Annotated in this window: 19 protein-coding genes; 6 read left to right on the top strand and 13 right to left on the bottom strand. The window is 72.5% G+C overall.

Annotated features, from left to right (window positions below):
• The first annotated feature begins 134 nt into the window (after positions 1 to 134).
• Together ACH5AC_RS02895 and ACH5AC_RS02890 are read left to right on the top strand one after the other, a co-directional pair.
• The gene (locus ACH5AC_RS02895; protein WP_398859784.1) at positions 135 to 1562 is read left to right on the top strand and encodes a zinc-dependent metalloprotease; all 1428 of its coding nucleotides are present in this window, start codon (positions 135 to 137) and stop codon (positions 1560 to 1562) included.
• Positions 1559 to 2083 (top strand): NUDIX hydrolase, encoded by a 525-nt coding sequence (locus ACH5AC_RS02890; RefSeq protein WP_398859783.1) that lies wholly within the window; start codon positions 1559 to 1561, stop codon positions 2081 to 2083. Before ACH5AC_RS02895 ends, ACH5AC_RS02890 begins: the two co-directional genes overlap by 4 nt.
• A gap of 64 nt (positions 2084 to 2147) precedes the next feature.
• Here ACH5AC_RS02890 and ACH5AC_RS02885 read toward each other — a convergent pair whose 3' ends face one another.
• The 4 genes from ACH5AC_RS02885 to ACH5AC_RS02870 form a co-directional block, all read right to left on the bottom strand.
• Positions 2148 to 2900 (bottom strand): AIM24 family protein, encoded by a 753-nt coding sequence (locus tag ACH5AC_RS02885; RefSeq protein WP_398859782.1) that lies wholly within the window; start codon positions 2898 to 2900, stop codon positions 2148 to 2150.
• A gap of 27 nt (positions 2901 to 2927) precedes the next feature.
• The gene (locus ACH5AC_RS02880) at positions 2928 to 3605 is read right to left on the bottom strand and encodes an AIM24 family protein (protein ID WP_398859781.1); all 678 of its coding nucleotides are present in this window, start codon (positions 3603 to 3605) and stop codon (positions 2928 to 2930) included.
• 8 nt (positions 3606 to 3613) lie between these two features.
• Positions 3614 to 5260 (bottom strand): TerD family protein, encoded by a 1647-nt coding sequence (locus ACH5AC_RS02875; RefSeq protein ID WP_398859780.1) that lies wholly within the window; start codon positions 5258 to 5260, stop codon positions 3614 to 3616.
• Between the two features lie 138 nt (positions 5261 to 5398).
• Positions 5399 to 6016, bottom strand: a complete 618-nt coding sequence (locus ACH5AC_RS02870) for a M48 family metallopeptidase (protein ID WP_398859779.1) — start codon at positions 6014 to 6016, stop codon at positions 5399 to 5401.
• A 314-nt stretch (positions 6017 to 6330) separates the two neighbouring features.
• On the opposite strand from ACH5AC_RS02870, the gene ACH5AC_RS02865 reads away from it, so the two are divergent.
• Positions 6331 to 7581, top strand: coding sequence for a TOMM precursor leader peptide-binding protein (locus ACH5AC_RS02865; RefSeq protein WP_398859778.1), 1251 nt, complete (start codon positions 6331 to 6333; stop codon positions 7579 to 7581).
• Positions 7574 to 8944 (top strand): ABC1 kinase family protein, encoded by a 1371-nt coding sequence (locus tag ACH5AC_RS02860; protein WP_398859777.1) that lies wholly within the window; start codon positions 7574 to 7576, stop codon positions 8942 to 8944. The genes ACH5AC_RS02865 and ACH5AC_RS02860 overlap by 8 nt, the downstream gene beginning before the upstream one ends.
• A 166-nt stretch (positions 8945 to 9110) precedes the next feature.
• On the opposite strand, the gene ACH5AC_RS02855 is transcribed toward ACH5AC_RS02860, so the two are convergent.
• From ACH5AC_RS02855 to ACH5AC_RS02840, 4 genes are all read right to left on the bottom strand, one after another.
• Entirely contained in the window at positions 9111 to 9434 is a 324-nt protein-coding gene (locus tag ACH5AC_RS02855) for a hypothetical protein (RefSeq protein ID WP_398859776.1), read from the bottom strand.
• Entirely contained in the window at positions 9431 to 9799 is a 369-nt protein-coding gene (locus ACH5AC_RS02850; protein ID WP_005480495.1) for a WhiB family transcriptional regulator, read from the bottom strand. Before ACH5AC_RS02850 ends, ACH5AC_RS02855 begins: the two co-directional genes overlap by 4 nt.
• A gap of 174 nt (positions 9800 to 9973) precedes the next feature.
• Positions 9974 to 10297: a hypothetical protein gene (locus tag ACH5AC_RS02845; protein WP_398859774.1), complete on the bottom strand. Its 324-nt coding sequence runs from the start codon at positions 10295 to 10297 to the stop codon at positions 9974 to 9976.
• A gap of 166 nt (positions 10298 to 10463) precedes the next feature.
• The gene (locus ACH5AC_RS02840; RefSeq protein WP_398859773.1) at positions 10464 to 12674 is read right to left on the bottom strand and encodes an ATP-dependent DNA helicase UvrD2; all 2211 of its coding nucleotides are present in this window, start codon (positions 12672 to 12674) and stop codon (positions 10464 to 10466) included.
• A gap of 182 nt (positions 12675 to 12856) precedes the next feature.
• On the opposite strand from ACH5AC_RS02840, the gene ACH5AC_RS02835 reads away from it, so the two are divergent.
• Positions 12857 to 13099 (top strand): mycoredoxin, encoded by a 243-nt coding sequence (locus ACH5AC_RS02835; protein WP_128434519.1) that lies wholly within the window; start codon positions 12857 to 12859, stop codon positions 13097 to 13099.
• A 63-nt stretch (positions 13100 to 13162) separates the two neighbouring features.
• On the opposite strand, the gene nudC is transcribed toward ACH5AC_RS02835, so the two are convergent.
• The 5 genes from nudC to ACH5AC_RS02810 form a co-directional block, all read right to left on the bottom strand.
• Complete coding sequence (nudC, locus tag ACH5AC_RS02830; protein WP_398859772.1) at positions 13163 to 14107, bottom strand: NAD(+) diphosphatase; 945 nt, start codon at positions 14105 to 14107, stop codon at positions 13163 to 13165.
• A gap of 152 nt (positions 14108 to 14259) precedes the next feature.
• Entirely contained in the window at positions 14260 to 15672 is a 1413-nt protein-coding gene (locus ACH5AC_RS02825) for a dipeptidase (RefSeq protein WP_398859771.1), read from the bottom strand.
• Between the two features lie 10 nt (positions 15673 to 15682).
• Positions 15683 to 19252 carry an ATP-dependent helicase gene (locus ACH5AC_RS02820; RefSeq protein ID WP_398859770.1) on the bottom strand — a complete coding sequence of 1190 codons (3570 nt, stop codon included), beginning with the start codon at positions 19250 to 19252 and terminating at the stop codon, positions 15683 to 15685.
• Positions 19253 to 19354: 102 nt separating this feature from the next.
• Positions 19355 to 23008 (bottom strand): ATP-dependent helicase, encoded by a 3654-nt coding sequence (locus tag ACH5AC_RS02815; protein WP_398859769.1) that lies wholly within the window; start codon positions 23006 to 23008, stop codon positions 19355 to 19357.
• A gap of 229 nt (positions 23009 to 23237) precedes the next feature.
• Positions 23238 to 23624 (bottom strand): MGMT family protein, encoded by a 387-nt coding sequence (locus tag ACH5AC_RS02810; RefSeq protein ID WP_398859768.1) that lies wholly within the window; start codon positions 23622 to 23624, stop codon positions 23238 to 23240.
• Between the two features lie 185 nt (positions 23625 to 23809).
• On the opposite strand from ACH5AC_RS02810, the gene ACH5AC_RS02805 reads away from it, so the two are divergent.
• A complete protein-coding gene (locus ACH5AC_RS02805) occupies positions 23810 to 26572 on the top strand; it encodes a YbhN family protein (RefSeq protein WP_398859767.1) in 2763 nt (920 codons plus the stop codon).
• Position 26573: the final 1 nt, after the last annotated feature.

The following is a 26573-nucleotide window of genomic DNA, read 5'->3' as shown; positions in this document are numbered from 1 at the left end:
ATCCATCCTGCCGCAGGCAGAGAGTCGGCGAAGCACCGAGGCCCGATCGAGCCGGGGTGTCTACGCTGGGTGGTGTTGCAGGGCAGCCGTGCCGTCGGACGAGAACCGGCGGCCTTAACCAGCCGAGGAATCCCGTGAGTGACACCCCATTCGGATTCGGCCTTCCGCCGGAGGAGCCGGAAGACGGCGACGAGGGCAAGAAGAAGGACCAGCAGAGCGGCGGTGGTCAGGGCCCGGCCAACCCGTTCGGTTTCGGGCTGCCCGGATTCGGCGGCCCCGGCGGCGACGACAATCCGTTCGCCGCCATGTTCGGCTCGCTGAACCCCACCGACCTGGGCGCCGCGTTCCAGCAGCTCGGCCAGATGCTCTCGTACGAGGGCGGCCCGGTGAACTGGGACATGGCCAAGCAGATCGCCCGCCAGACGGTCTCCCAGGGCACGCCGGACGGCGTGAAGGACTCCAGCGTCGGCCCCGCCGAGCGCACCGCCGTCCAGGAGGCCGTCCGCCTGGCCGACCTGTGGCTCGACGACGTGACGTCCCTGCCCTCCGGGGCGGGCATCGCGGTGGCGTGGTCGCGCGCGGAGTGGGTCGAGTCGACCCTGCCCGCCTGGAAGGAGCTCGTCGACCCGGTCGCCGAGCGGGTCGGCACCGCGATGGGTGACGTCCTGCCGGAGGAGATGCAGGCCATGGCCGGCCCGCTGATCGGCGTGATGCGCTCCATGGGCGGCGCCATGTTCGGCTCGCAGATCGGGCAGGCCGTGGGCGTCCTCGCCGGTGAGGTCGTCGGCTCCACCGACATCGGCCTGCCCCTGGGCCCGGCCGGCCGCGCCGCGCTGCTCCCGCTGAACATCGAGACGTTCGGCAAGGACCTGGGCGTGCCGAAGGACGAGGTGCGGCTGTACCTGGCGCTGCGCGAGGCCGCCCACCAGCGGCTCTTCACGCATGTGCCCTGGCTGCGCTCGCACCTGTTCGGCGCGGTCGACGGCTATGCGCGCGGGATCAAGGTCGACACCGCCAAACTGGAGGACGTGGTCGGCCAGTTCGACCCGTCGAACCCGGAGCAGCTGCAGGACGCTCTGCAGCAGGGCATGTTCCAGCCGGAGGACACCCCGGAGCAGAAGGCCGCCCTGGCCCGTCTGGAGACGGCTCTGGCGCTCGTCGAGGGCTGGGTGGACGCGGTGGTGCACGCGGCCGCCAAGCCCCGTCTGTCGTCGGCGGACGCGCTGCGTGAGACGCTGCGCCGCCGCCGCGCCTCCGGCGGGCCCGCGGAGCAGACCTTCGCGACGCTGATCGGCCTGGAGCTGCGCCCGCGCCGGCTGCGCGACGCCTCCCGTCTGTGGGCCTCGCTCACGGACGCGCGCGGTGTCGACGGCCGCGACGCCCTGTGGGCCCACCCGGACATGCTGCCGACGGCCACCGACCTGGACGACCCGGACGGCTTCGTGCACCGGGAGCAGCTGGACTTCTCCGAGCTGGACAAGATGCTCGGCGAGGCCGCCCAGAAGCCCGACCTGAAGAAGGGCCCGCAGCAGGACGACACCAAGGACGACGACACCGAGTGAGCCTCCACGACGACGCGGTCCTCGTCCTCAAGGGCTACGAGGGCCAGCCTGACCTGCGCCAGACCTACCTGGACCACCTGGCGGCCCACCCGGACGACGGCATGTGGAAGTCCTGCGCGGACGGACACATCACGGCGAGTGCCCTGGTGATCGACCCGTCACGCGGGCGTGTGCTGCTCACCCTGCACAGGAAGATGCGGATGTGGCTCCAGATGGGCGGCCACTGCGAACCGGCCGACACGGACCTGGCGGCGGCCGCGCTGCGCGAGGCGACCGAGGAGTCGGGCGTCAGGGGCCTGACGCTGCTGCCCGGCGGCCCGGTGCGCCTGGACCGCCATCACACTCCGTGCGCCTGGCACCTCGACGTGCAGTACGCGGCGCTCGCCCCGGCCGGTGCCGTGGAGGCGATCAGCGACGAGTCCCTCGACCTGCGCTGGTTCCCGTACGCCGAGGTCGCGGACGTGGCGGACGAGTCGGTCGTACGCCTGCTGGACGCGACCCGGGCGCGGCTGGACGCATGACTCCCGGGTAAGGGGCGGTCGTCCATGGCGACCGCCCCTTACACGTGCCCCCACGGGGGGGGTGTCAGTTGCGGCTGCCGCCGAGGGAGTTCCCGCTCAGCCCGCCGGCGCCCATGCCGAACTGCCCGAGCAGCCCGGACGTGCGCAGATGCTGCGGCGGCAGCAGCTCGCTGGGCTGCACCAGGACATGTCCGGTACCGGAGAACTGCATCTCCCAGCCCTCACCGGTGGAGCCCCGCCGACGCCACACGGCGGATGTGGAGGTGGGTGCCTGCAGCTGGGTGCGCAGCGAGGTTGACCAGGCGATGACCGCGTCCGAGTCGCAGCAGACGTTCCGCTCCGGGGTCACCTCCAGGACCAGGGGCTCGCCGGAGGTCATCACGACGACCTGCCCGGCGCCGGACAGCTCCAGGTTGTACGCGCCCGCCGACGCCACCTGGACCGCGCTGTCCACGGCGACGATGCCGACGCCGAGGGACCCGTCGAGGGCCAGGACGGCGGAGGAGTCGACGGTGATGCCGCGGCCGACCTCCATGATGTGCAGGTACTGCGCGAAGTTGGCGAGATAGACGATCCCGTTGCCCTGGCAGCGCATCAGCTCCAGCCGCTCGCCGGTCATGCGCTCCACGTTGCGCCAGCCGCGGTCGCGGTACTGGCTCTGGAAGTCGATCTGCCCCTCGAAGGCGACCATCGCGCCCTGACGGGCCAGGACCGGGCTGTGGCCCCGGGTGACGTCGACCTTGAGCAGCTGCGGGTTCTGCAGCGTGTAGCGCTCGGTGGACTCCACCGGGATGTGCGCGAAGAGTGTGCTGTGCATGTGTGCTGGTGCTCCTCTCAGCCCCGGTCAGCCACGGATCTTGAAGCGGTCGCCGGTGTCCTCGCTGGGCTGGACGACCACGAAGCCCTGCCCCTTGAAGCCGACCTGGAATGCCTCGCCGCTGCCCCGCCCGATCAGCGCGCTCGCCTTGACGGTGCGGCGGGCCTTCATGTCGAGGCCGCCGGTCCACGCGATGAGCGCGTCGGGATCGACGTAGGTCTCCCGCTCGGCGCAGTCCAGGGCGATCGGCACGCCCCGGCTGACCAGCGCGACCCAGCCGGTGCCGCGGACGACGAGGTTGGTCAGACCTGAGCCGGACAGCTTCGCCAGCCCCTTGACCGGTTCGATCTTCAGCTCCAGCGAGGCGTCGCAGGCCAGCAGGGTGGGGCCGTTGACGGACAGGGCCTCGTTGGCGAGGTGGACGACGAGGACGTCACCGCCGTAGTCGGCGAGGTAGAGCTCCCCGTCGCCACGGCAGAGCATCAGCTTGCCGCCCTCGCCGGTGACCATCTCCTCCGCCGTGCGGCGCAGGGTGCCGGGCGGCGCGTCGAACTGCACATAGCCGTCGTAGGCGATCATCGAGCCGGCCTTCGCGTACAGGTCCTGCCCGGTGACCATGGTGACCTTGAGCGTCTTGGAGCTGTGCACGCTCATCCGGACGCCGGTGGCAGCGGAGCGGTGGGCGTTGAGTGCCTGAAGGTCCATGGACTGCCTCACACCTCGAAGGGCTGTACGACGACGAAGTTGCCCGGTGCGCCCCGGAACTGGAGGTTCACGGCCTCCGCGGTCTGCCGGGCGTACCCGGAGCGGCGCAGCCGCAGCGAGGTCGTGGTGACGGCCTGGGCGCCCGCCGACCAGGCGATCACGGCGTTGCCGTCGACGTAGGTGGCCGGTCCCACGGGCAGCACCACGGGCGTCCCGCGCGTCTTGACGACGACGGCTCCCGTGCCGGAGAAGAGCATGCTGAACAGGCCGCCGCCGGGCAGTCCCACGCCCTCGATGCGGCGGATCTCGGTGTCCAGCGACTCGTCGAAGGCGAGCACCCCGCGCGCGCTGGTGTACAGCTGCTCCCCCTGGAGGCGGATCACGAACAGCCGGCTGCCCTCGTCGGCGAGGAAGACCTCGCCGTCCCCGGAGCAGCGCATCAGGGCCATGCCCTGGCCGGTGAGCTGCCCGGTCAGCTTGCCGAGCAGTCCGGAGCCCTTGTGGGCGAAGTCGATGTCGCCCTGGTAGGCGACCATGCTGCCCTGCTTGGCGAGGATGTTGGCGCCCTTGGCGAGGGTGGCCCGCACCAGTTGGTGGTTCTGCTCGGTCCAGCGGTCCCCGACCGGGGCCTCGGCGTACTTCGTCAGGACCGCTCTGAGCCCCGCCTCGGGCGGCACGGGCGCGAGCGCGGCCCCTCCGCCGAAGGGCTGGCCCTGCCCGGGTACGCCCAGGGGGGCGCCGGGGGGTGGGAAGGGGCCTCCTGGGGGCGCCGTACCGGGCGGGGTGAACGGGCCTCCGGGAGGGGTCGTGCCCGGAGGCGTGAAGGGGCCGCCGTGCGGTACGGGGGCCGGGGCGGGCGCGGGCGCGGGCGGCGGCACCGTGCCCGTGGGCGGGGTGTACAGCCCCGCGGCGATGGTCGGCGCGGCGTGCACGGAGGGCGAGGGCGCGGGTGCGGGCGGCGGGGTCGCTCCGGGGGGTGCGGAGAAGCCTGGGGCGGGCTGCGGCGCGGGGGCCGGTGCAGGGGCCTGGGCCGTCGGTGGGGGCGGGGCGAACGCGGGCGGTGCGAAGCCGGGAGCGGCCCCGGTCTGCGGCTGCTGGGCCTGCGGCGCGGCGGCGGGTGTCTCCTCCTCCAGGACCTCACCGCCGAAGTTCTTCAGCAGCGCCTCCAGGCCGCCGTCGAAGCCCTGCCCCACGGCCGCGAAGCGCCACACGTCCTTCAGGTAGAAGTCGCCCAGCATCACGGCCCGCTCGGTGGAGAACTCCGCACCGTTGAACGCGTATCGGGCCACCTCCTCGCCACCCGCGACGATACGGATGTAACCGGAGTCGATCTGCGACATCTGTCCGGCGCCGTCGATGGTCGCCGTGAACGACAGCTTCTGGATCCGCGCCGGGATCCGGTCCAGCGTGACCCGGAAGGACTCCGTGTCCCCGGCCTGGGCACCCAGAAGCTGAATGGCCTCCTCCGGCGACTTCGGCTGGTTGAAGAAGACGAAGTACCGGTCGTCGGAGAGCCGTTCCTCGGCGTCGAGGCCGAAACAGCTGATGTCGAAGGTCAGTCCGGGGGCGGAGATCTGCACGCCTACGTACAGATCCGTGCCCGCGGTGAGGTCACTGATCCTGGCCTTGTGGCCGCGTTGGAATTCCCTGGCCATGCGTTACGACCGTCCCCCATCCCGAATGTGAGTACGTCGCGTCAGGCTAACGGCAATCCCGGACAACGGAGGAAGTCGGTACACACCCGGTACACAACACCCGTACGGCCACGGAACAGGGCCCTCACCGAGGCGGACTCACTCCCCGCCGGGCGTGGACTCGCCGCCCCGCGCGCCCGGCACATGCGGCAACCGTTCGGCGGCCACCACCCCTTCGAGGTAGCCACGGGCCCGCTCGGTACGCGGATACGCCTCCAACAGCCGCCAGAAGTCCGGACCGTGACCCGGCACCAGAAGATGCGCGAGCTCATGGAGCAGGACGTAGTCGATGACGTACTCCGGCATGCCCTTGAGCCGATGCGAAAGCCGAATGCTGCCCTCGGCGGGCGTACAGGAGCCCCAACGCGTGTTCTGGTTGGTCACCCAGCGCACCGAGGAGGGCCGGGCCCGCCCCGCGAAGTACTGCGCGGACAGCCGCTCGGCACGCTCGGCGAGCTCCGCGTCACCGGGCACCCGCCGGCTCTCCTGCGCCGCCAGCTTGTCGAGCATGACGCTCACCCAGCGCTGCTCCTCCGCCTCGGACATCCGGGCGGGGATGAGCACAATGGTGCGATCGCCCTCGCGGTACGCCGAGACCGTCCGGCGGCGCCGGGCACTTCTGCGCACCTCGATCGCGCTCGCCCCCGAGCCGCTCGGCGGCTGACTCGTCGGCTTGCGCTGTGGCGTTCCGGCGCGGTGCAGTGGGTCGGCGGACACGCCCCGACGTTACCCGCTGCACACGGGAGAAGTCCCGGCTCCTGGGAGGTTCCGCCCCGAACCCACACGTCCCCCGTGCCTCGTACGACGGATTTGTACGACGAATCCCGGCGCCTGTGGACAACTCTCCGCACCCATCGGCCCGCCCCCGGCATGCTGGCACTCGTCGGCGGAGCGAGGACACCCCACGCCCCCGCTCCGCCGGCACACGGGGACAGATCCACGCACGGGCACTGGCCTACGGGGACAGAACCACGCACGGGCACGGGCCTACGGGGACAGACACCCATCCGACGGACCTACGGGGGACAGAGATGCATCCGATGGTGAAACCGGCGCTGCGACGCGGCTGGCGCGACCTCAACACCGTGCAGTTCGGCATGACACCGGCACACGCGCTCACGCTCGGCCCGATGGACACGGCGACCGGCCACTTCCTCGACCTGCTGGACGGCACCCGCGGCCTGGACCTCCTGCGTGAGGAGGGCCGGCGCATGGACCTGCCCGACGGCCATGTCGACCTGCTGGTGCGGCGCCTGTCACACGCGGGCCTGATCGAGGACGCCCGCGGAGGCGGCCCGGACGCCGACGCCCTGCGGGAGAAACCGGACGTCCTGGACCGGCTGCGCCCCGACCTGGCCGCACTCTCTCTGGTCACCTCGGAGCCGGGTGACGCGATGCGTACCCTGGCCGCGCGCCGCCGACTGCGCGTACAGGTCCGCGGCGCCGGCCGGGTCGGCGCCGTGCTGGCCTCCCTGCTGTCGGGCGCGGGCATCGGCGAGGTCGACGTGCGCGACGGCGGCCGGGTCGAACCAGACGATGTGACCCCGGGCGGCCTGCCCGCCGAGGCCATCGGCGAGCGCCGCGACGAGGCGGCCCGCCGCGCGGTCCGCCGCTCCGCACCCGGCCGCCCACCCCGCAGAACCACGGGCCCGACGAGCGAGGTGGGCACCCCCGGCTTCTCCCTGGTGCTCCTCACCCCTCGGGACGACGTGTCCGTACACGCCCCCGACCCGTCCGCCGCCGCACCCCTGATCGACTCGGGCATCCCGCACCTCTACGCGGGCGTGGTGGAGGGCACCGGCACCGTCGGCCCCCTCGTCCTGCCCGGCGAGACCGGCTGCGCCGGCTGTCTGCAGCAGACCCGCATCGACCGGGACCCGACCTGGCCGCGCCTCGTCGCCCAGTGGCGCTCCGGAGGGCCCCGCCCGGCCCGCCCCTGCGACCTGCCGCTGGCCACGACGGTCGCCGGCCTGGCCGCCGCACACGCGCTGACCTTCCTCGACGGCCACAGCCCGGCGAGCACCGGGGCCCGCTGGGAGATCTCCGCACCCACCCTTCAGTGGCACGCCCGACCGGTCTGGGCCCACCCGGCATGCCCCTGCCGGGCCGCGGAGAAAGCCGGAGAGAGCGGCGAGGAGAGCAGCGGAGGGAAAGGTAAGGGAGAACACACCCCCATGGACACGGAGTCGCACGAGACAATGGCGGAGCAACGCCATTCGAAGGAGTTGCGCCGTACGGCACACTCGACGCGGCAGGCTGGGACTTGGAGGGCGCATGTCTGATCTTCCCCGGAAGGCGGTCACCCGGACCGCCAAGCTCGCCGCGCTCCCGCTCGGCTTCGCCGGGCGGGCGACCTGGGGCTTGGGCAAGCGCATCGTGGGCGAGTCCGCGGAGATCGTCGGCCGCGAGCTGCAGCAGCGCACGGCGGAGCAGCTGTTCAAGGTGCTCGGCGAGCTCAAGGGCGGCGCGATGAAGTTCGGGCAGGCCCTGTCCGTCTTCGAGTCGGCCCTGCCGGAGGAGGTCGCCGGCCCCTACCGGGCGGCCCTGACCAAACTGCAGGACGCGGCACCGCCCATGCCGACGCGCACCGTCCACATGATGCTCGCGGAGCGACTGGGCGAGAACTGGCCGGAACTGTTCCTCGAATTCGAGGACAAGCCCGCCGCGGCCGCCTCGATCGGCCAGGTGCACCGGGGCGTGTGGCACGACGGCCGGGAGGTCGCGGTCAAGGTCCAGTACCCCGGCGCGGGCGACGCTCTGCTGTCCGACCTGAACCAACTCAGCCGCTTCGCCCGCCTGCTGGGCCCCCTGGTCCCCGGCATGGACGTCAAGCCGCTGATCACCGAGCTGAAGGACCGCGTCTCCGAGGAGCTGGACTACGGCCTGGAGGCCGCCGCCCAGCAGACCCACGCGGAGGAGTTCGCGGACGACCCCGATGTCGTCGTCCCGGCCGTGGTCCACCAGTGCGACCAGATCCTGATCACCGAGTGGATCGACGGTGTGCCCCTGTCCGAGGTGATCTCCGACGGCACACCGGAGCAGAGGAACCGGGCCGGCCAGCTCCTGGCCCGGTTCCTCTTCTCCGGACCGGCCCGCACCGGCCTGCTGCACGCCGATCCGCACCCGGGCAACTTCCGCCTGCTGCCCGGCGGCCCCGACGGAGAGGACGACTGGCGGCTCGGCGTCCTCGACTTCGGCACGGTCGACCGCCTGCCGGGCGGCCTGCCGACCCCGATCGGCGAGTCCCTGCGCATGACCCTCGACGGCGAGGCCAACGCCGTCTATGAGCTGCTGTGCGCGGAAGGCTTCGTGAAGGAGTCGATCGAGCTGGACCCGGACGCGGTCCTCGACTACCTCCTGCCGATCATCGAGCCGGCCCAGGTGGACGAGTTCACCTTCACCCGCACCTGGATGCGCAGCCAGGCGGCCCGCATCGCCGACCCCCGCTCCCCCGCCTACCAGCTGGGCAAGCAACTCAACCTCCCCCCGGCCTATCTGCTGATACACCGGGTGACTCTCAGCACCATCGGCGTCCTCTGCCAGCTCGGCGCGACGGTCCGACTGCGCGAGGAACTGGAGGAGTGGCTACCGGGTTTCGTCCTCGAGGAGGAGCTGGACGAGGAGGAGACGGCCGCGGAGGCGTGAGCTGACGCGGACTGTGCCGATGCCGTGCCGGGGGAGGGGAGGGGGGAGGGGGGAGGGGGGAGGGGGGCCCAACGCACTGCGGGGGCCGGTCCGTTCGGTTGGACCGGCCCCCGCGAGGAGAGCTTGGTCTCCCGGCTCGGGAGACCACCGCTTCAGATGTTGTCGGTTACTGCATCAGGGCCATGGCGAGCGCCCGGCGGGCGCGCAGCGAGGCGCGCTCGGCCCGGCGCTGCATCCGGCGGGCGGCCGCCAGGCGCAGGGCCTGTCGGTCCCGCTCGGCCTCGTGCAGTCGCTCGTGCATATGCGCACGGGCGAGGGCTTCTGGGATGAGTTGCATTTCTCGGGTCCTGTTCTGACGCGAGTCGATCGCGCCGGTCATGGTGACGTCTTCGGTCGCGGAGCCTGCGAGCTCGCTGGTGGACGGCTTCATCGGGGCCTGCTTCTTGGGGTCGTGCGTGAGGGGGCGGTCGATCGTTCCTGCGGTGTTCATGCCGTGACCGGGTTCTTGCGCGGGCGGCCACGCGGCCGCTTCCGGGCGACGACGACGCCCTGGACGAACAGCTCGCCACCCCAGACGCCCCACGGCTCACGCCGCTCCTTGGCGCCGGCGAGGCATGCCTCCATCAGCGGGCAGGTGCGGCAGAGGGACTTGGCGTACTCGACGTCCGCCGGGGACTCCGCGAAGAAGACCTCGGGGTCATAGGAACGGCAGGGGACGGGTACGCCGAGGTTCTCGATGGCGTCGTCGAGCGCGGTGAGCGCGGTGAGCGGGGTCAAGGTGGAGTCCTCCGTGAGGCCGGGCGGGGGGATCGTTTCGGAAGGCGGTACGGACGGGGCGTGCGCTTCGAGTTGCACGGTTCGTCTTCCTCGTCTGGTCGTTCCGGCCCTGTTGGGCCGGGTGGCGGCTGGTACCGGGTCTTTTCTTGTCCCGAGGCTCCTTCGGTCTGCTGTCCCGCTTGAGGGAAAACAGAAGGGCCGCGGATCCCGGATGGGGTTCCGCGGCCCTGAAGGCGCCGGCCTGATCGGCGATCAGGCTGGATCACTCCAGGGTTCTGGCCCACGGAAGGCCCACATCAGGTGGTGCTGCGTCGTCTGCTTCCGGAGTCCGGCACCGGCCGCCGTAAAGGCATAGGCATGCGCCTGTGCCGCTACTGCTTCCAGTGCCTTGGTCGGTCGCTCATCGCGCTCACGGATGGGAAGACCCGCGGGGGCGATGGAGGCGGACGCCGGGCGGTCGGCACGGATGCCGGACACACCGGTGCCCCGGTTCGAAGCGCCGAGCATGCACAGGGAGACGACCGAGCGATCGGTCAGTTTGGCGGTGCAGGTGGAGCTGCTGTTGATGATGATCACTTCAATCGCCTCCTCTCGGCGTCTCGGGGGATCGGGGCGAGCCCGATCCGGCGGATATGCAAGTACAGCACGGAATCAGGGCCTTCGAGAAGGCCGCTGTTCGCGTGCTTAAGAACCTATGGGGATTGCTGGGGCATGCGCAAACTATTTTTTCGACGAGTTGGTATCAGTCCTCCGCGTCGTCCCTTCCTACGTCCTGGCCTGCGCAGATGGCCAGGACATCGGTTCCGTAGCGGTTGAGCTTGCGCATGCCGACGCCTGGGATGCGCGCGAGCTCGCCCGGCTCCTCCGGGGCGGTCTCGGCGATCGCCATCAGGGTCTTCTCGGTGAAGACGCAGAACGCGGGCTGACCGTTGCGCCGTGCCTGGATGTCGCGCCAGGCCAGCAGCCGCTCGTAGAGACCCTCGTCCATGTCGGACGGGCAGTCCTCGCAGCGGAGCAGTTTCAGCTCTCCGCCGTCGGTGAGGGGGCGTCCGCAGACCCGGCAGCGGGCGGGGCTGCGCTGGGTGCGGCGCGGGCCGACGGCCGGGGTGTCCGCTCCCCCGCCGGTGAAGCCGCGTTCGATGCCTCCGGCGGCGCCGGAACCGCTGTGGCCGCCCTGTGTGGTGCCGGAGCCGGGGCGCAGGCCGTTCAGGAAGCGGCTGGGGCGGCGGTTGGGGCGTCCGCCGGGCGAGCGGGACAGTGCCCAGGAGACGTGGAGTCGCTCACGGGCCCGGGTGACTCCGACGTAGAGCAGGCGGCGTTCTTCCTCGATCTGTTCGTCGGTTCTGGCGTAGGTGATCGGCATCATGCCCTCGGCGACGCCGACGACGAAGACGACGTCCCATTCGAGGCCCTTCGCCGAGTGCAGGGAGGCGAGGGTGACGCCCTGGACGGTGGGGGCGTGCTGGGCGTTCGCCCGTTCGTCGAGTTCGGCGACCAGGTCGGCGAGGGTGGCGTCGGGCTTGGCGCCGGCGAAGTCCTGCGCGAGGTTGACCAGGGCGGCGAGTGACTCCCAGCGTTCTCTGACCGCTCCGGAGCCGGCGGGCGGCTGCGGGGTCCAGCCTTCGCCGGAGAGGACGGCACGCACCTGGGAGGCCAGGTCGACGGCGTCGTCGAGCGCGGAGTCGTTGCCGCCGAAGCGGGCCGCGCCGCGCAGGGCGATGCCGGCCATGCGGACCTCGGGCCGGTCGAAGAAGCGCTCGGCGCCGCGCAGCTGGTAGGGGATGCCGGCGTCGGCGAGGGCCTGCTCGTAGGTCTCGGACTGGGCGTTGGTGCGGAACAGGATGGCGATCTCGGCGGCCGGGGTGCCTGCGTCGAGGAGTTCGCGGATGCGGCGGGCGGCGCCCTCTGCCTCGGCGGGCTCGTCGGTGTACTCGGTGTAGGCGGGCTCGGGTCCTGGTGCGCGCTGGGAGATCAGCTCCAGGCGGTGGTCGGCGGCGCGGCCGCGGGCCTGGGCGAGCAGGCCGTTGGCGAGGTGGACGACCTGGGGGGTGGAGCGGTAGTCGCGGACGAGTTTGACGACGGTGGCGTGGGGGTGGCGGGTGCGGAAGTCGAGGAGGTGGTCGGGGGTGGCTCCGGTGAAGGAGTAGATCGTCTGGCTGGCGTCGCCGACCACGCACAGGTTGTCCCGGTCGCCGAGCCAGAGTTCCAGTAGGCGCTGCTGGAGGGGGCTGACGTCCTGGTACTCGTCGACGACGAAGTGCTGGTACTGGGCGCGGACCTGTTCGGCGATGTCGTGCCGGTCCTGGAGGACGGCGACGGTGAGCAGCAGGACGTCCTCGAAGTCGATGACGGCGCGGTCGCGCTTGAGGTCTTCGTAGGCGGCGTAGATCTGGGCGATCTCGGCGGCGTCGCGGGGGGCTTCGCGGCCGGCCTTGATGGCGGCGAGGGGGTAGTCGGCGGGGACGGTCTGGGTGACCTTGGACCATTCGATCTCGCCGGTGACGTCCCGGAGCTCGCCGCGGTCGAGGCGGATGCGGCAGGCGGCGGTCGCGTCGGCGACGAGTTGGGCCTTGCGGTCGACGAGCCGGGGCAGGGAGCCACCGATCGCTTTCGGCCAGAAGTACTGGAGCTGTCGGAGGGCGGCGGAGTGGAAGGTGCGGGCCTGGACGCCCTGGGCGCCGAGCTGGCGCAGTCGGCCGCGCATCTCGCCGGCGGCGCGGTTGGTGAAGGTGACGGCGAGCACGCTGGAGGGGTGCAGGATGCCGGCGCGTACGCCGTAGGCGATGCGGTGGGTGATCGCGCGGGTCTTGCCGGTTCCGGCTCCGGCCAGCACGCACACCGGTCCGTGCAGGGCGGTGGCGACCTCGCGCTGCTCGGGGTCGAGCCCTTCGAGCACCGCGTCGGCCGAGTCCGGTACCTGCGGGAAGAGGGTGGAGTGCGTTGCTGCTGTCACACCGCCATGCTGCCAGGTCGGCGGAGACGTGCGAGCCGGTTGTCCACAGGCGGGGCTTCGTAGTCGTATTAATGCGGCGGGTGTCACGTCGGGGCGGGCGTGGTGGCGGGGAATGCAGGGCAGTCGGTGTGCGTTCTCTTCCCGGACGACCTTCCCGAGCTGCTTTAAGGAGCGCTAGCGACATGCAGGGCACTGTGACGATGTACAGCACCACGTGGTGCGGTTACTGCCAGCGGCTGAAGAAGCAGCTGGAGCGTGAGGGCATCGCGTACACCGAGATCAACATCGAGCAGGACCCGGAGTCGGCCGCGTTCGTGGAGAAGGCGAATGGCGGAAACCAGACGGTCCCGACCGTGCTTTTCGCGGACGGTTCGACGCTGACGAACCCGTCGCTGGCGCAGGTGAAGCAGAAGATCGGCGTCTGAGTGCGCTGAAGGTGAGCACGAAGGGCGGCTCTCCCGTGCGGGGAGGGCCGCCCTTCGTCGTGTTCAGACGGAGCCGCGTGTCGGCAGCGGCTTGCCGTACCAGAGTTCGATCAGGCGGGCCGCGATGGAGATGCCGTAAGGGGGCAGGACCTCGCCGGATGCGAAGGCGGCGTCCAGTTCGTCGCGGGAGAACCAGCGGGCTTCGTGGATCTCGTCGCCGTCGACGTCGAGGGTGGTGGAGGTGGCGCGGGCCATGAAGCCGAGCATGAGGCTGGACGGGAACGGCCAGGGCTGGCTGGCGATGTACTCGACAGTGCCGACGGTGACGCCGGCCTCCTCGAAGACCTCGCGTCGTACTGCCTGCTCGATGGACTCGCCGGGCTCGACGAAGCCGGCGAGCGTGGAGAAGCGGCCCTCGGGCCAGTGGACCTGGCGGCCGAGGAGGATGCGGTCGTCCTCGTCGGTGACGGCCATGATCACGGCGGGGTCGGTGCGCGGGTAGTGCTCGGCGCCGCAGGCGGGGCAGCGGCGGATGTGGCCGGCGGCGGCGATGACGGTGCGTTCGCCGCAGCGGGAGCAGAAGCGGTGGGTGCGCTGCCAGTTCTCCAGGCCGACCGCGTGCACCATGAGGCCGGCGTCGCGCGGGGACAGCAGCAGGCCGGCCTCGCGCAGGCCGGCGGGGCGTGCGGACTGGTCGATGCGGCCGGGCAGCGCGTCCTTCTGGAGGGCGAAGTAGCTGACGCCGTCGCCGTCGGTGCCCAGGAAGTAGCGGTGGGCCTCGGTGAGGGGCGCTTCGAAGGAGGGGGTCATGACGAGTTCGGTCCGGCCGTCGGACGTCTCGTCGATGAGGACCTGACCGCCGGAGACCACGAAGCAGCGTGTGGTGGGGTGGCTCCACGCCGCCGCGAGCCATGCCTCGTCGAGCCGGTGGTGCGCGGCCCGGTCGATGCCGCTGGGGGCGGTGAGCGAGATGGGTCGGTCGGCGTTCTGGTCGGTCCAGGTGGTCACGGGTGCTTGCAACTCCCCCGGTGGAACGGTGGTTTCGGCGGGCGGTTCAGCGGGACGTGCGGCAGGGGCGACCTGGTCCGGTGCGGTGTCCTGGTGCGGGGCGGTCCTTCCAGTGTGCCCCGCGGGCGGCCGCCGCGGACCGTGCGGGGGCGTCAGGGTGCGTGGCGCCAGTTCTCGGCGAGGTCGCCCCACAGGTAGGCGCTGGTCTCGACGCCCTTGCGGAGGAGGTCGAGCTCGACCTTCTCGTTGGGGGCGTGCCAGCCGTCGGAGGGTACGGAGATGCCGAGGAAGAGGACGGGCGCGCCGAGGACTTCCTGGAGGTCGGCGGCCGGTCCGGAGCCGCCCTCGCGGGTGAAGCGGACGGGCCCTTCGAAGGCGCGGCTCATGGCGCGCACCACGGACTGCAGGGCCGGGTGGTCGAGCGGGGTCAGGCAGGGGCGGGTGGCGGGGCTGAAGTCGATCTCGTGGCGGATGCCGGCGGGCAGCTGGTCGGCGGCCCAGGCGCGGACGGCCTTCTCGATGTGGCCGGGGTCCTGGCCGGCGACCAGCCGGAAGGACAGCTTCACCATGGCCGACGAGGGGATGATCGTCTTGCTGCCGGAGCCCTGGTAGCCGCCGCCGATGCCGTTGACCTCGGCGGTGGGGCGGGCCCAGATGCGTTCCAGGGTGCTGTGTCCGGCCTCGCCGTGGGTGGCGTAGGACTTGGCGGTGCGCAGCCACTGCTGCTCGTCGAAGGGCAGTTCGGCGAAGAGTGCGCGTTCGCGGTCGCTGATTTCGACGATGCCGTCGTAGAAGCCAGGGATGGCCACGCGCGCGTGCTCGTCGTGCAGCGCGGCGACGAGGCGCGCGGCGGCGGTGGCCGGGTTCGGTACGGCGCCGCCGAAGGAGCCGGAGTGGATGTCCTGGTCGGGGCCGTGGAGCCGGATCTCGCAGTCGGTGAGGCCGCGCATGCCCGTGCACACGGTGGGGGTGTCCTCGGACCACATGCCGGTGTCGGAGACGATCACGGCGTCCGCGGTGAGCCGGTCGGCGTTCTTCTCGACGAGGGCGCGGAAGTTCGGGGAGCTGGACTCCTCCTCGCCCTCGATGAGCAGCTTCAGGTTGACGGCGGGCGCGGTGCGGCCGGTGGCGGCGAGGTGGGCGCGGACGCCGAGGGTGTGGAAGAAGACCTGGCCCTTGTCGTCGGCCGCCCCGCGCGCGTGGAGGCGGTTTCCGCGGACGACGGGCTCGAAGGGGTCGCTGTCCCAGCCGTCCTCGCGGGCGGCGGGCTGCACGTCGTGGTGGCCGTAGACGAGGACGGTGGGCGCCTCGGGGTCGCCGGAGGGCCACTCCGCGTAGACGGCGGGTGCGCCGGGGGTCGGCCAGACCTCGGCGACGGGGAACCCGGTCTCCTTGAGCTTGGCCGCGAGCCAGTCGGCGCTGCGTCGCACGTCGGGCGCGTGCTCGGGCTGCGCGGAGACCGACGGGATGCGCAGCCACGCGGCGAGGTCGTCGAGGAAGGCGGCGTGGTGCTGCTCGATGTACGCGCGGACGGCGCTGACGTCGCTGTCAACGGGATGGCTCATGGTCAGGAGCCTATCGGCCCGCGCCGACATCCTCGCCGGGCGGTTGCGCGGGGTCGGCCCCCGTGGATCGCTCCCCGCGCGCGTCCGTGACCGGTTCTTCCTGCGTCAACAGGCGCTCCAGAGCGGCCCGGTCCGGTAGGTCGGCGGGGCGTACGACGTCGCCGGTGCGCACATAGAGGAACGCCGCCGTGACCGATTCCACAGGGACGTGCTGCTGTTCGGCCCAGGCGAGCCGGTACAGGGCGAGTTGCAGCGGGTCGCCGGTGCGGCCGCGGCCGGTCTTCCAGTCGACGATCTCGTACGTCACCGTCTCGCCGTCGCTGTCCCGGTAGACCGCGTCGATACGGCCCCGTACGACGCGGCCGGCGAGGGCGAGCTGGAAGGGGGCCTCGACGCGGTACGGGGTGCGGCGGGCGTACTCGGTGCGTTCGAAGGCGTCCTTGAGGGCCTGGAGGTCCCGCTCGTCGTCGATCTCCGCGTCCTCCCCGGGCAGCTCGTCGGGCTCCAGCAGGGGCAGCGTCAACTCCTCGAAGCGGGCCTCCACCCATGCGTGGAACCGGGTGCCTCGGCGCGCGGCGGGTTGCGGGGGGCGCGGCATGGGGCGTGCGAGTTCCCGTGCGAATCCGTCGGGGTCGTCGGCCAGGCGCATCAGCTGCGAGGCGGTGAGCGTCGTCGGCAGGGGGACGTCGGTGACGGCCTGCCGGGTGCGCAGGAGCTCCCCGGTGAGCGCGTCGAGGTCGCGGTCCCAGGAGGCGACGGTACGGGCCTCCTCGGGCGTCAGCCGCTCCCTGCCCGGCGCGGTGGTCGAGGGCTCGGGGGCCGGTGCCTGGTGGGGGACGGCCGGCCGGAGGTCGGTCCGTGTGGGCTCGGCACCGAAGCGCTCCGCATCGAGCAGGCCGGCGTCGGGAGCATGGGTGTCGAGGGGGTGGGCCTCTTCAATGAGGTCGGCCTCGAAGGGGTCGGTGTCGAAGGGGTCGGTCTCGTCGTACGGCGGTTCGTCGTCCTCCGGTGGTGGGGGCCATTCCGGGTCGTCGTGGGTGTCCGGGTCGTGTACGGCGGTGGGGTGGGCGTCCTGGTGGGAGGTGAGGGCGTCGAGGTGGGCGAGGACGGTCTCGGCGGCGGCGCGGCGGCGGGCCAGGGCGGCGGCGTCCAGGGGCAGCGGCCACATCTGGTCGGCGGTGGCCTGGTGGAGGACGGGGTTCTCCTCGCCTTCCTCGGGCTCGTCCGCCCATGCCTCGATCTCGCCGTGTCCGGCCACGCAGTGGTCGTACAGGGCCCGCAGGAAGTCGGAGGGGCCGCGTGGCTTCTTCTGGGTGGGGCCCCACCAGTGGCCGGAGCCGAGGAGGAGGGAGCGGGGGCGGGTGAAGGTGACGTAGCCGAGGCGGAGTTCCTCGGTGTGCTGGTGGTCTTTCATGGCCTCGTGGAAGGTCTTCATGCCGCGTGAGTCCCAGGAGGCGATGTCGGGGAGGGTGTCGGCGTCGCCGCGCAGCTCGTGCGGCAGCACCTTGGCCTGGGCGGTCCATTTCTCGCGGCCCTGTGCGCTGGGGAAGGTGCCGGTAACGAGGCCGGGGACGGCGACGACGTCCCATTCCAGACCTTTGGACTTGTGCGCGGTGAGCACCTTGACGGTGTTCTCGCCGCCGGGGAGGGCGTTGTCGAGGCCCTTCTCGTACTGGGCTGCGGTGCGCAGGAAGCCGAGGAAGGCGAGCAGGCTCGCCTGGCTCTCGTGGGCGGCGAAGGAGGCGGCGATGTCGAGGAAGTTCGACAGGGTCTCGCGGCGGCGGGCGGCGAGGGCGTGCGGGGACGCCGACAGTTCGACCTCGAGGCCGGTGACGGCGAGGACGCGGTGCAGGACGTCCATCAGCGGGTCGGACAGGGAGCGGCGCAGGTCGCGCAGTTCGGCGGCGAGGCGGGCGAAGCGGACGCGCGCGTCCGGTGAGAAGGGCAGCCCGTCGTCGTGCGCGGTGTCGGCCGGGCTGTCGAGGAAGGTGTCGAGGGCGTCGGCGAGCGAGGTCACCTCGGCCGGGTCGACTCCTTCGACGGCTTCGGCGAGCCTGCGGTCGGGGTCGTCGCTGTCGTCCACGCGCGCGTGGGTGACGAGCAGCCGGGCGCGCCGCCCGAGGAGGGCGAGGTCGCGGGGGCCGATGCGCCAGCGGGGGCCGGTGAGCAGGCGGACCAGGGCGGCGTTGGCTCCGGGGTCCTGGAGGACCTCGCAGACGGCGACCAGGTCGGCGATCTCCGGCAGGTGCAGCAGCCCGGACAGGCCGACGACCTCGACGGGTACGTCCCGGGCGACCAGGGCGCCCTGGATCTCCGCGAAGTCGGTCGCGGTGCGGCACAGGACGGCGATCTCGCCGGGTGCGGTGCCGGTGTTGACGAGGTGGGCGACGGAGTCGGCGATCCAGTGGATCTCCTCGGCGTGGGTGGGCAGCAGGGCGCAGCGGACGGTGCCGTCGCGTTCGGCGCCGGGGGCGGGGCGCAGGGCCTCCACGCCGGCGTGCATGGCGCGCAGGGGTGCGGCGAGGCCGTTGGCGAGGTCGAGGAGGCGGCCGCCGCTGCGGCGGTTCTCGCTGAGCGCCTGGCGGGTGGCGGGGCGGCCGTCGGCGTGGGGGAAGTGCTCGGGGAAGTCGTCGAGGTTGGCGACGGAGGCGCCGCGCCAGCCGTAGATCGCCTGGCAGGGGTCGCCGACGGCGGTCACGGGGTGGCCGGTGCCGCCGCCGAAGAGGCCGGCAAGGAGGATGCGCTGGGCGACGGAGGTGTCCTGGTACTCGTCGAGGAGGACCACGCGGAACTCGTCGCGCAGGACGCGGCCGACCTCGGGGATCTGTGCGAGCCGTGCGGACAGGGCGATCTGGTCGCCGAAGTCGAGCAGGTCCCGTTCGCGTTTGGCGGCGCGGTAGCGGATGACCAGGTCGGCGAGTTCGCGGCGGGCGGCGGCCGTCTCGGGCACCTTGCGCAGGTCGGCGTTGCTGAGCTTGGCGCTCTGGAGGGTGAGCAACAGGTCGGCGTCGTGGGCGCGCAGCGTCTCCGGCCGGACGAGGTGCTCGGCGAGTTCGGCGTCGAGGGCGAGGAGGTCGCTGACCAGGTCGGCGAAGGAGCGGGTGAGTGCCGGGTAGGGGCCGGGGGCCTCGCGCAGTACGCGCGCGGCGAGCTGGTAGCGGGTGGCGTCGGCGAGCAGGCGGGAGGTGGGTTCCAGGCCGATGCGCAGGCCGTGGTCGGTGAGCAGGCGGCCCGCGAAGGAGTGGTAGGTGGAGATGACGGGCTCGCCCGGCGGGTTGTCCGGGTCGATGGCGTCGGGGTCGGTGACGCCGGCTTTGACGAGGGCCTTGCGGACGCGTTCGGCGAGTTCTCCGGCGGCCTTGTTGGTGAAGGTCAGGCCGAGGACCTGCTCGGGGGCGACCTGGCCGGTGCCGACCAGCCAGACCACGCGTGCGGCCATGACCGTCGTCTTGCCCGAGCCGGCGCCGGCCACGATCACCTGCGGGGCGGGCGGCGCGGTGATGCAGGCCGTCTGCTCCGGGGTGAACGGGATGCCGAGGAGCTCTTTGAGCTGCTCGGGGTCGGTGATACGGGCGGGCATGTCGTCAGAGGCTAGCGGCGGGCACTGACAGCGGAGGCCCGATCATCCTTCCAGCGCGGAAGAAGCGCAGGTCAGTCCCTGTGGTGCGATATGTCACCCCGGTCACTCGACGACGTGCCGGCCTTCGGGCCGGGCGCTGCACGAGGCCCGGAACGCGCAGTGGGTGCAGTGCTGGCCGCTGGTCGGGGTGAACCGTTCGTCGAGGACCTTGCCGGCGGCGGTCGCCAGCAGGTCGCCGACCCATTCGCCCTCCAGCGGCTCCTGGGCCTGCACCTTCGGCAGGGTGTCACCGCCGTCCCGCTTGGCGGCGCCCTGGCGCAGGTGGACGAGTTCCGCGCCGCCCGGCTCGGGTCGTGTGCCGTCGAACGCCTCGTCCACGGCGCCCTCGCGGACTGCGAGCTGGTACACGGCGAGCTGGGGATGGCGGGCCACCTCGGCGGAGCTGGGGGCCTGTTTGCCGGTCTTGAAGTCGACGACGTAGGCGCGGCCGTCGCCGTCCGTCTCGACGCGGTCCATCTGGCCGCGGATGCGCACCTCGTAGTCGCCCGCTTCGAGGGTGACGTCGAAGTCGTGCTCGCTCGCGACCGGGGTGCGGCCGGTGCGGTCCATGACGTGCCAGGTCAGGAAGCGTTCGAGGGCCACGCGCGCGTTGTTCTTCTCCTGCTCCGACTTCCAGGGCGCGTCGAAGGCGAGCGCGTTCCACACGGAGTCGAGGCGTTCCATGAGGACGTCGAGGTCGGCGGGGGTGTGTCCGGAGGCGACCTCGTCGGCGAGGACGTGCACCACGTTCCCGAAGCCCTGGGCGGCGGTCGCGGGTGCGTCGGCCTTGACCTCGCGGCCGAGGAACCACTGCAGGGCACAGGTGTTGGCGAGCTGGTCCAGGGCGCTGCCGGACAGCACGACGGGCTGGTCGCGGTCGCGCAGCGGGGCCTTGCTCTCGGTCGGTTCCCACATGCCCCACCAGCGGTACGGGTGCGCGGACGGGACGAGGGGGCGGCCCTCCTCGTCGGCGAGTGCGGCAAGGCGGGCGAGGCGGCGCGCGGCGGCCTCCCTGAGGGCCGCGGAGGCGCGGGGGTCGACGGTCGTGGCGCGCAGTTCGGCGACGAGCGCGGCGACGGACAGGGGGCGGCGGGGGCGGCCGGTGACGTCCCGGGGTTCGACGCCGAGCTCGGTGAGGAAGCGGGAGGGCTGGTCGCCGTCGTCGGCGGGGGCCTTCACGGCGGTGACGACGAGCCGTTCACTTGCGCGCGTGGCGGCCACGTAGAACAGGCGGCGTTCCTCGGCGAGCAGCGCGCCGGGGGTGAGGGGTTCGGCGAGTCCGTCGCGGCCGATGCGGTCGGCCTCCAGGAGGGAGCCGCGGCGGCGCAGATCGGGCCAGAGACCCTCCTGGACGCCGGCCACGACGACGAGACGCCACTCCAGGCCCTTGGCGCGGTGTGCGGTCATCAGGCGGACGGCGTCGGGGCGCACCGCGCGTCGGGTGAGGGTGTCGGCGGCGATGTCCTCGGCATCTATCTCGGCCAGGAAGTTCAGGGCGCCCAGGCCGCCGGTGCGCTCCTCGGCGCGCGTGGCCGTCGCGAACAGCGCGCACACGGCGTCGAGGTCACGGTCCGCGTTGCGGCCGGCGGCGCCACCGCGCCGCGCGGCCCGTTCCAGGCGCGCCGGCCAAGGGGTGCCCTCCCAGAGGTCCCAGAGCGCTTCCTCGGCCGTTCCGCCACCGGCGAGGCGCTCGCGGGCCTTCCTGAGCAGCGCGCCGAGGCGCTGTGCCCCGCGCGCGTACGTGGGGTCGTGCACGGCCAGGCGTTCCGGTTCGGCGAGGGCCCATGTGAGGAGTTCGTCGGAGGGCGGCGGCAGCGGGTTGCCGGCGGCGCGCTCCTCGTCGCGCAGGGCGCGCCCGAGACGGCGCAGGTCGGCGCTGTCCATGCCGGCGAGGGGCGAGGCGAGCAGGGTGAGGGCGGTCTCGGTGTCGAGCCAGCACGCGCGCGGGTCGGAATCTCCGGTCGGCTGCTCACTACCTCCGTCGCCGACGGGCGGCAGCCCCGCCTCGGCCGGGGGATCGGACTCCTCGCCGACCGGCGCCGCGTCGGCGGCAAAAGCCTGCGGCTCGTGACCGGCCGGCACGGACCGGGGCTTGTCACCGGCCGATCCCGCCGCCACGTCCACCGACGGCGACACGCCACCCGCCGACCCCACCACCACATCCACCGACGGCGACACGCCACCCGCCGACCCCACCACCACATCCACCGACGGCGACACGCCACCCGCCGACCCCACCACCACATCCCCCGACGGCGACACGTCATCGGCCGCTCCTGCACCCCCGGCGAGAGGCTCAGGTCCCGCCCCGGCCCGTTCCGCCGCCTCCGCCGTGGCCACCGCCCACAGTGCCGTGAGCAGCGGTGCCACGGCCGGTTCCTGCCGCAGGGGCAGGTCGTCGCCGTCGATGTCGAGGGGGACTCCGGCGGCGGTGAGGGCGCGGCGGACGGTGGGGATGGTGCGGGCGCCGGCGCGCACCAGGACGGCCATCTCGCCCCAGGGGATGCCGTCCTCCAGGTGGGCCCGGCGCAGGATGTCGGCGATGTTGTCCAGCTCGGTGCCGGCTGTCGGGTACGTGTACACCTCGACGCGGCCGCCGTCACGCGTGGCGGTGAGTTCGCGGTGGGCGCGCACCTTCTCGGCGGGCAGGCGGGTCAGCGGCATGCGCTGGGTGAGCAGGCGGGTGGCGGTGAGCAGGGCGGCCCCGGAGCGGCGGGAGGTGCGCAGGACCTCGACGGGCGCGGGTCGGCCGTCGGCGCGCGGGAACGCGCGGGGGAATTCGAGGATGCCGTTCACGTCGGCACCCCGGAAGGTGTAGATCGACTGGTCGGGGTCCCCGAAGGCGACCAGGGTGCGTCCGCCGCCGGCCAGGGCGTGCAGCAGCCGTACCTGGGCGGGGTCGGTGTCCTGGTACTCGTCGACGTAGACGGCGTCGTACTGCGCGGCGAGCCTCTGGGCGGCGTCGGGGCGCCGGGCGAGGAGGACCGCGCGGTGGACGAGTTCGGCGTAGTCGAGGACGCCTTGGAGGTCGAGGACGTCGAGGTACTCGGCGAGGAAGGCGGCCGCGGCCTGCCAGTCGGGGCGCCCGATGCGGCGGGCGAAGGCGTGCAGCGCACCGGGGTCCAGGCCCAGTTCCCGGCTCCGGGCGAGAACCGCGCGGACCTCGTCGGCGAAGCCGCGTGTGGTCAGGCAGGCGCGCAGTTCGTCGGGCCAGCGCACGTGCGCGAGGCCGAGCCTCCGCAGCTCGGCCTGCCCCTCCAGGAGCGAACGGACGGTGACGTCCTGCTCGGGGCCGGACAGCAGTCGTAGGGGCTCGACGAACAGGTCGCTGTCCTGGTGGGCGCGGACCAGGGCGTAGCAGAACGAGTGGAAGGTGGTCGCCTGGGGGGCGTGGGCGGTGCCCATGCGCAGGGCCATGCGGTCGCGCAGTTCGACGGCCGCCTTGCGGCTGAACGTCAGCACCAGGATCCGTGCGGGGTCACCGCCGCGGGCGACGCGGGCGGCCACGGACTCGACGAGGGTGGTCGTCTTTCCGGTCCCTGGGCCTGCGAGGACGAGGAGTGGGCCGGTGCGGTGGTCAACCACGGCGTGCTGGGCGGCGTCCAGACGAGGGGGATCCACGGGGGTCGGCGGGGTACGGACCAGCCGGTAAGCGCCACGGCTCCCCTGCCGCACCTGGGAGTGCGGCAGGCGTCGGGTGGAGGAAGAGGAGCTCACGTGGTTCGCCGGTCCTGGTGGGTGTGCGGGATGAGGGGGGAGGAGTGCCGCCGACGCTACGCCGCCGGACCCCACGGAAGCAGGGCTTCCGCTTCTTCCCGTGCGACCCAGGGGGCCCGTGCGACACGCCGGTCCCTTGCCCCTCGAACGTACGTCATGTCACGGCAGTGCCCGATTTCCCCCGTACGGGCCACAGGTGCCCCGCGGTCCGGCCGAATGGCGGAAGCTGTCAGGTGTGACCCTCCGCGTGTTCGCCGCCGTCCCAGCGCGCCCGTCTCATGTCGATGCGCGGCAGGTGCCCCTCGGCGGCCCTGCCGGCCTCCTTCAGGGGCGTGCCCTCCGCGCGGTAGTGGTCCAGGGCCCGCAGCTCGTGGCCCGGCAGCAGCACCCCGTCGGCGCGCACCACGCGCCACCACGGGGCGGAGCCCCCGTAGAGGGCCATCACCCGGCCGACCTGCCTCGGGCCGCCCTCGTCCAGCCACTCGGCGACGTCCCCGTACGTCATGACCCGCCCCGGCGGGATCAGCTCGGCGACGTCCAGGACCCGCTCGGCGTACTCCGGCAGGGCGTCCGCGTACTCCGGGCGGGCGTCGTCCGGAAGGCTCTGCTCGCTCATCCGCCCCATCCTGCCGCACCCCACCGACAATGCGACGGGTTCGCGACGGTGCGTGAACCTCGCTCCGGGGCGGCGCTTCGGGCAGACTGTGCGGCCCGCGTCCGCACCCTGATGCCCCCGTGGGCCGGTGGGACATGCCACCATCGTGCGGGCGGTGACCGGTGATTCGAGACCAAGAAGAGACGATGAAGCAGCAGGGTGTGCATCCCGAGGACGCGGAGGGCACCTCTGATGCTGCGTCGCGCCCGCCCACCGGGGACGCCCCGGAGACCGCGGACGCCCGGGACAGCGGGGGTCGCAAGGCAGGATCGGACGGGCCGCCCGCGAAGGAGACGGGCCCCGTCGAGGTGACGCACATCGATGAGGTGGAGGGCGACGAACCGCTCCTCCCCGCGCGCGTGCATCGCCCGTCCGACCTGATGCGCCTGCTGATCGGTGTGCTGGCGGTCGTGGTCCTGATCGCGATCGCCGCGTTCGCGCACGGCACCACCTCGGGCCTCGAACAGGACATCAACAAGGGCACCGGTCAGGCACCCGACCTGCTCATCAAGATCGCGGGGCTGGGCTCCAGCATCGCGATCCTGCTGGTGCCGGTCGCGTTCGCGATCGAGCGGCTGATCAAACGGGACGGCCTGCGCATCGCCGACGGCGTGCTCGCGGCGGTCCTCGCCCACGGGGTCACCCTGGCGACGGATCTCTGGGTCGCCAAGGCCGCGCCGGACTCGATCCAGGAGGCGCTCACCCAGCCCTCGCCCGGCGACATCAACGCCCTGACCGATCCGGTGCACGGCTATCTCGCCCCGGTCATCGCGTACATGACGGCCGTGGGCATGTCGCGCCGGCCGCGCTGGCGCGCGGTGCTGTGGATGGTGCTGCTGCTCGACGCGTTCTCGATGCTCGTCACCGGCTACACCACGCCCTTCTCGATCATCCTGACGGTGCTGATCGGCTGGAGCGTGGCCTACGGCACCCTGTACGCCGTCGGCTCGCCCAACGTACGGCCCACCGGGCGCACCCTGATGGCGGGTCTGCGCACGGTCGGCTTCCGCCCGGTGAGCGCGGCGCGCGACGAGACGCTGGACGCGGAGAACGGCGACCGCGGCCGGCGCTACTTCGTCACCCTGGAGGACGGTCCGCCGCTGGACGTCACGGTCGTCGACCGGGAGCAGCAGGCGCAGGGCTTCTTCTACCGCGCGTGGCGCAATCTGACCCTGCGCGGCTTCGCCACCCGCTCCAGCCTGCAGTCGCTGCGCCAGGCGCTGGAGCAGGAGGCGCTGCTGGCGTACGCGGCGATCGCGGCCGGCGCCAACGCGCCGAAGCTGATCGCCACCAGCGAGCTCGGTCCGGACGCCGTGATGCTCGTCTACGAGCACAGCGGCGGGCGCACCCTGGACTCGCTGGCGGACGAGGAGATCACCGACGAGCTGCTGCACAACGCCTGGCGCCAGGTGCGGGCGCTGCAGTCGCGGCGGATCGCGCACCGGCGGCTGTCGGGCGACGCGATTCTGGTGGATCGTTCCGGCACGGTGGTCCTCACCGATCTGCGCGGCGGCGAGATCGCGGCGGGCGAGCTGCTGCTGCGCATGGACATCGCCCAGCTGGTGACGACGCTCGCCCTGCGGGTGGGTGCCGAGCGGGCGGTGGCGTCGGCGGTCGCCGTGCTGGGCCCGGACACGGTGGCGGACTGTCTGCCGATGCTCCAGCCGATCGCGTTGACGCGCTCCACGCGCGCGAGGCTGCGCCGACTGGCCCGGGAGCGGGCTCAGCGGGAGCGTGAGGCGGTCCTGGAGGCGTCCCGGCAGTCCCGGCAGTCCCGGCTTGAGGGGGCGGAGGAGGGGGCCGCCGAGGCCGTACCGGAGAAGGCGGACAAGAAGGCCGTACGCGCGCAGGCGCGGGCCGAGAAGCGGGCCATCGACGAGCGGCTGGAGGAGGCCCGCGAGGAGGACCCGCTGACGCAGATCCGGCACGAGGTGCTGCGGATCCGCCCGCAGGCGCCGGTCGAGCCGGCCCGGCTGGAGCGGGTTCGGCCGCGCACGCTGATCAGCTTCATCGCCGGCGCCATCGGCGCGTACTTCCTGCTGACCCAGCTCACGCACATCGAGTTCGGGCCGCTGGTGGCCAACGCCGAGTGGGGCTGGGTCGCGGCGGCCGTGCTGTTCTCGGCGCTGACCTATGTGGCGGCGGCGATGGCGCTGCTGGGGTTCGTGCCGGAGCGGGTGCCCTTCCCGCGGACGGTGGCGGCGCAGGTCGCCGGGTCGTTCGTGAAGATCGTGGCACCGGCCGCGGTGGGCGGGGTGGCGCTCAACACGCGATTTCTGCAGCGCGCGGGCGTGCGGCCGGGGCTCGCGGTGGCGAGTGTGGGCGCCTCGCAGCTGTTCGGGCTCGGCGCGCACATCCTGATGCTGCTGTCCTTCGGCTATCTGACCGGCACCGAGAAGACGCCGTCGCTGTCGCCGTCCCGGACGGTCATCGCCGGTCTGCTCACGGTGGCGGTGCTGGTGCTCGTGGTGACGTCGGTGCCGTTCCTGCGAAAGTTCGTCGTCACGCGCGTGAGGTCGCTGTTCGCGGGTGTCGTGCCGCGCATGCTGGATGTGCTGCAGCGGCCGCAGAAGCTGCTCACCGGCATCGGCGGCATGCTGCTGCTGACGGCCTGCTTCGTGATGTGCCTGGACGCCTCGATCCGCGCCTTCGGCACCGAGGAGACCTCGATCAGCATCGCCAGCGTCGCCGTCGTCTTCCTCGCCGGCAACGCGCTGGGCTCGGCCGCACCGACACCGGGCGGTGTGGGCGCGGTGGAGGCCACCCTGACGGTCGGTCTGATCGCCGTCGGCCTGCCCAAGGAGGTCGCGGCGCCCGCCGTCCTGCTGTTCCGGCTGCTGACGCTGTGGCTGCCGGTGCTGCCGGGCTGGCTGGCGTTCAACCACCTCACCCGCAAGGGCGCTCTCTAGG

It is taken from the genome of Streptomyces sp. NPDC018693 (assembly GCF_044391385.1).
Lineage (GTDB): Bacteria > Actinomycetota > Actinomycetes > Streptomycetales > Streptomycetaceae > Streptomyces.
Note: the sequence above shows the minus strand (reverse complement) of the source record. Positions and strands in the feature narration are given on the sequence as shown.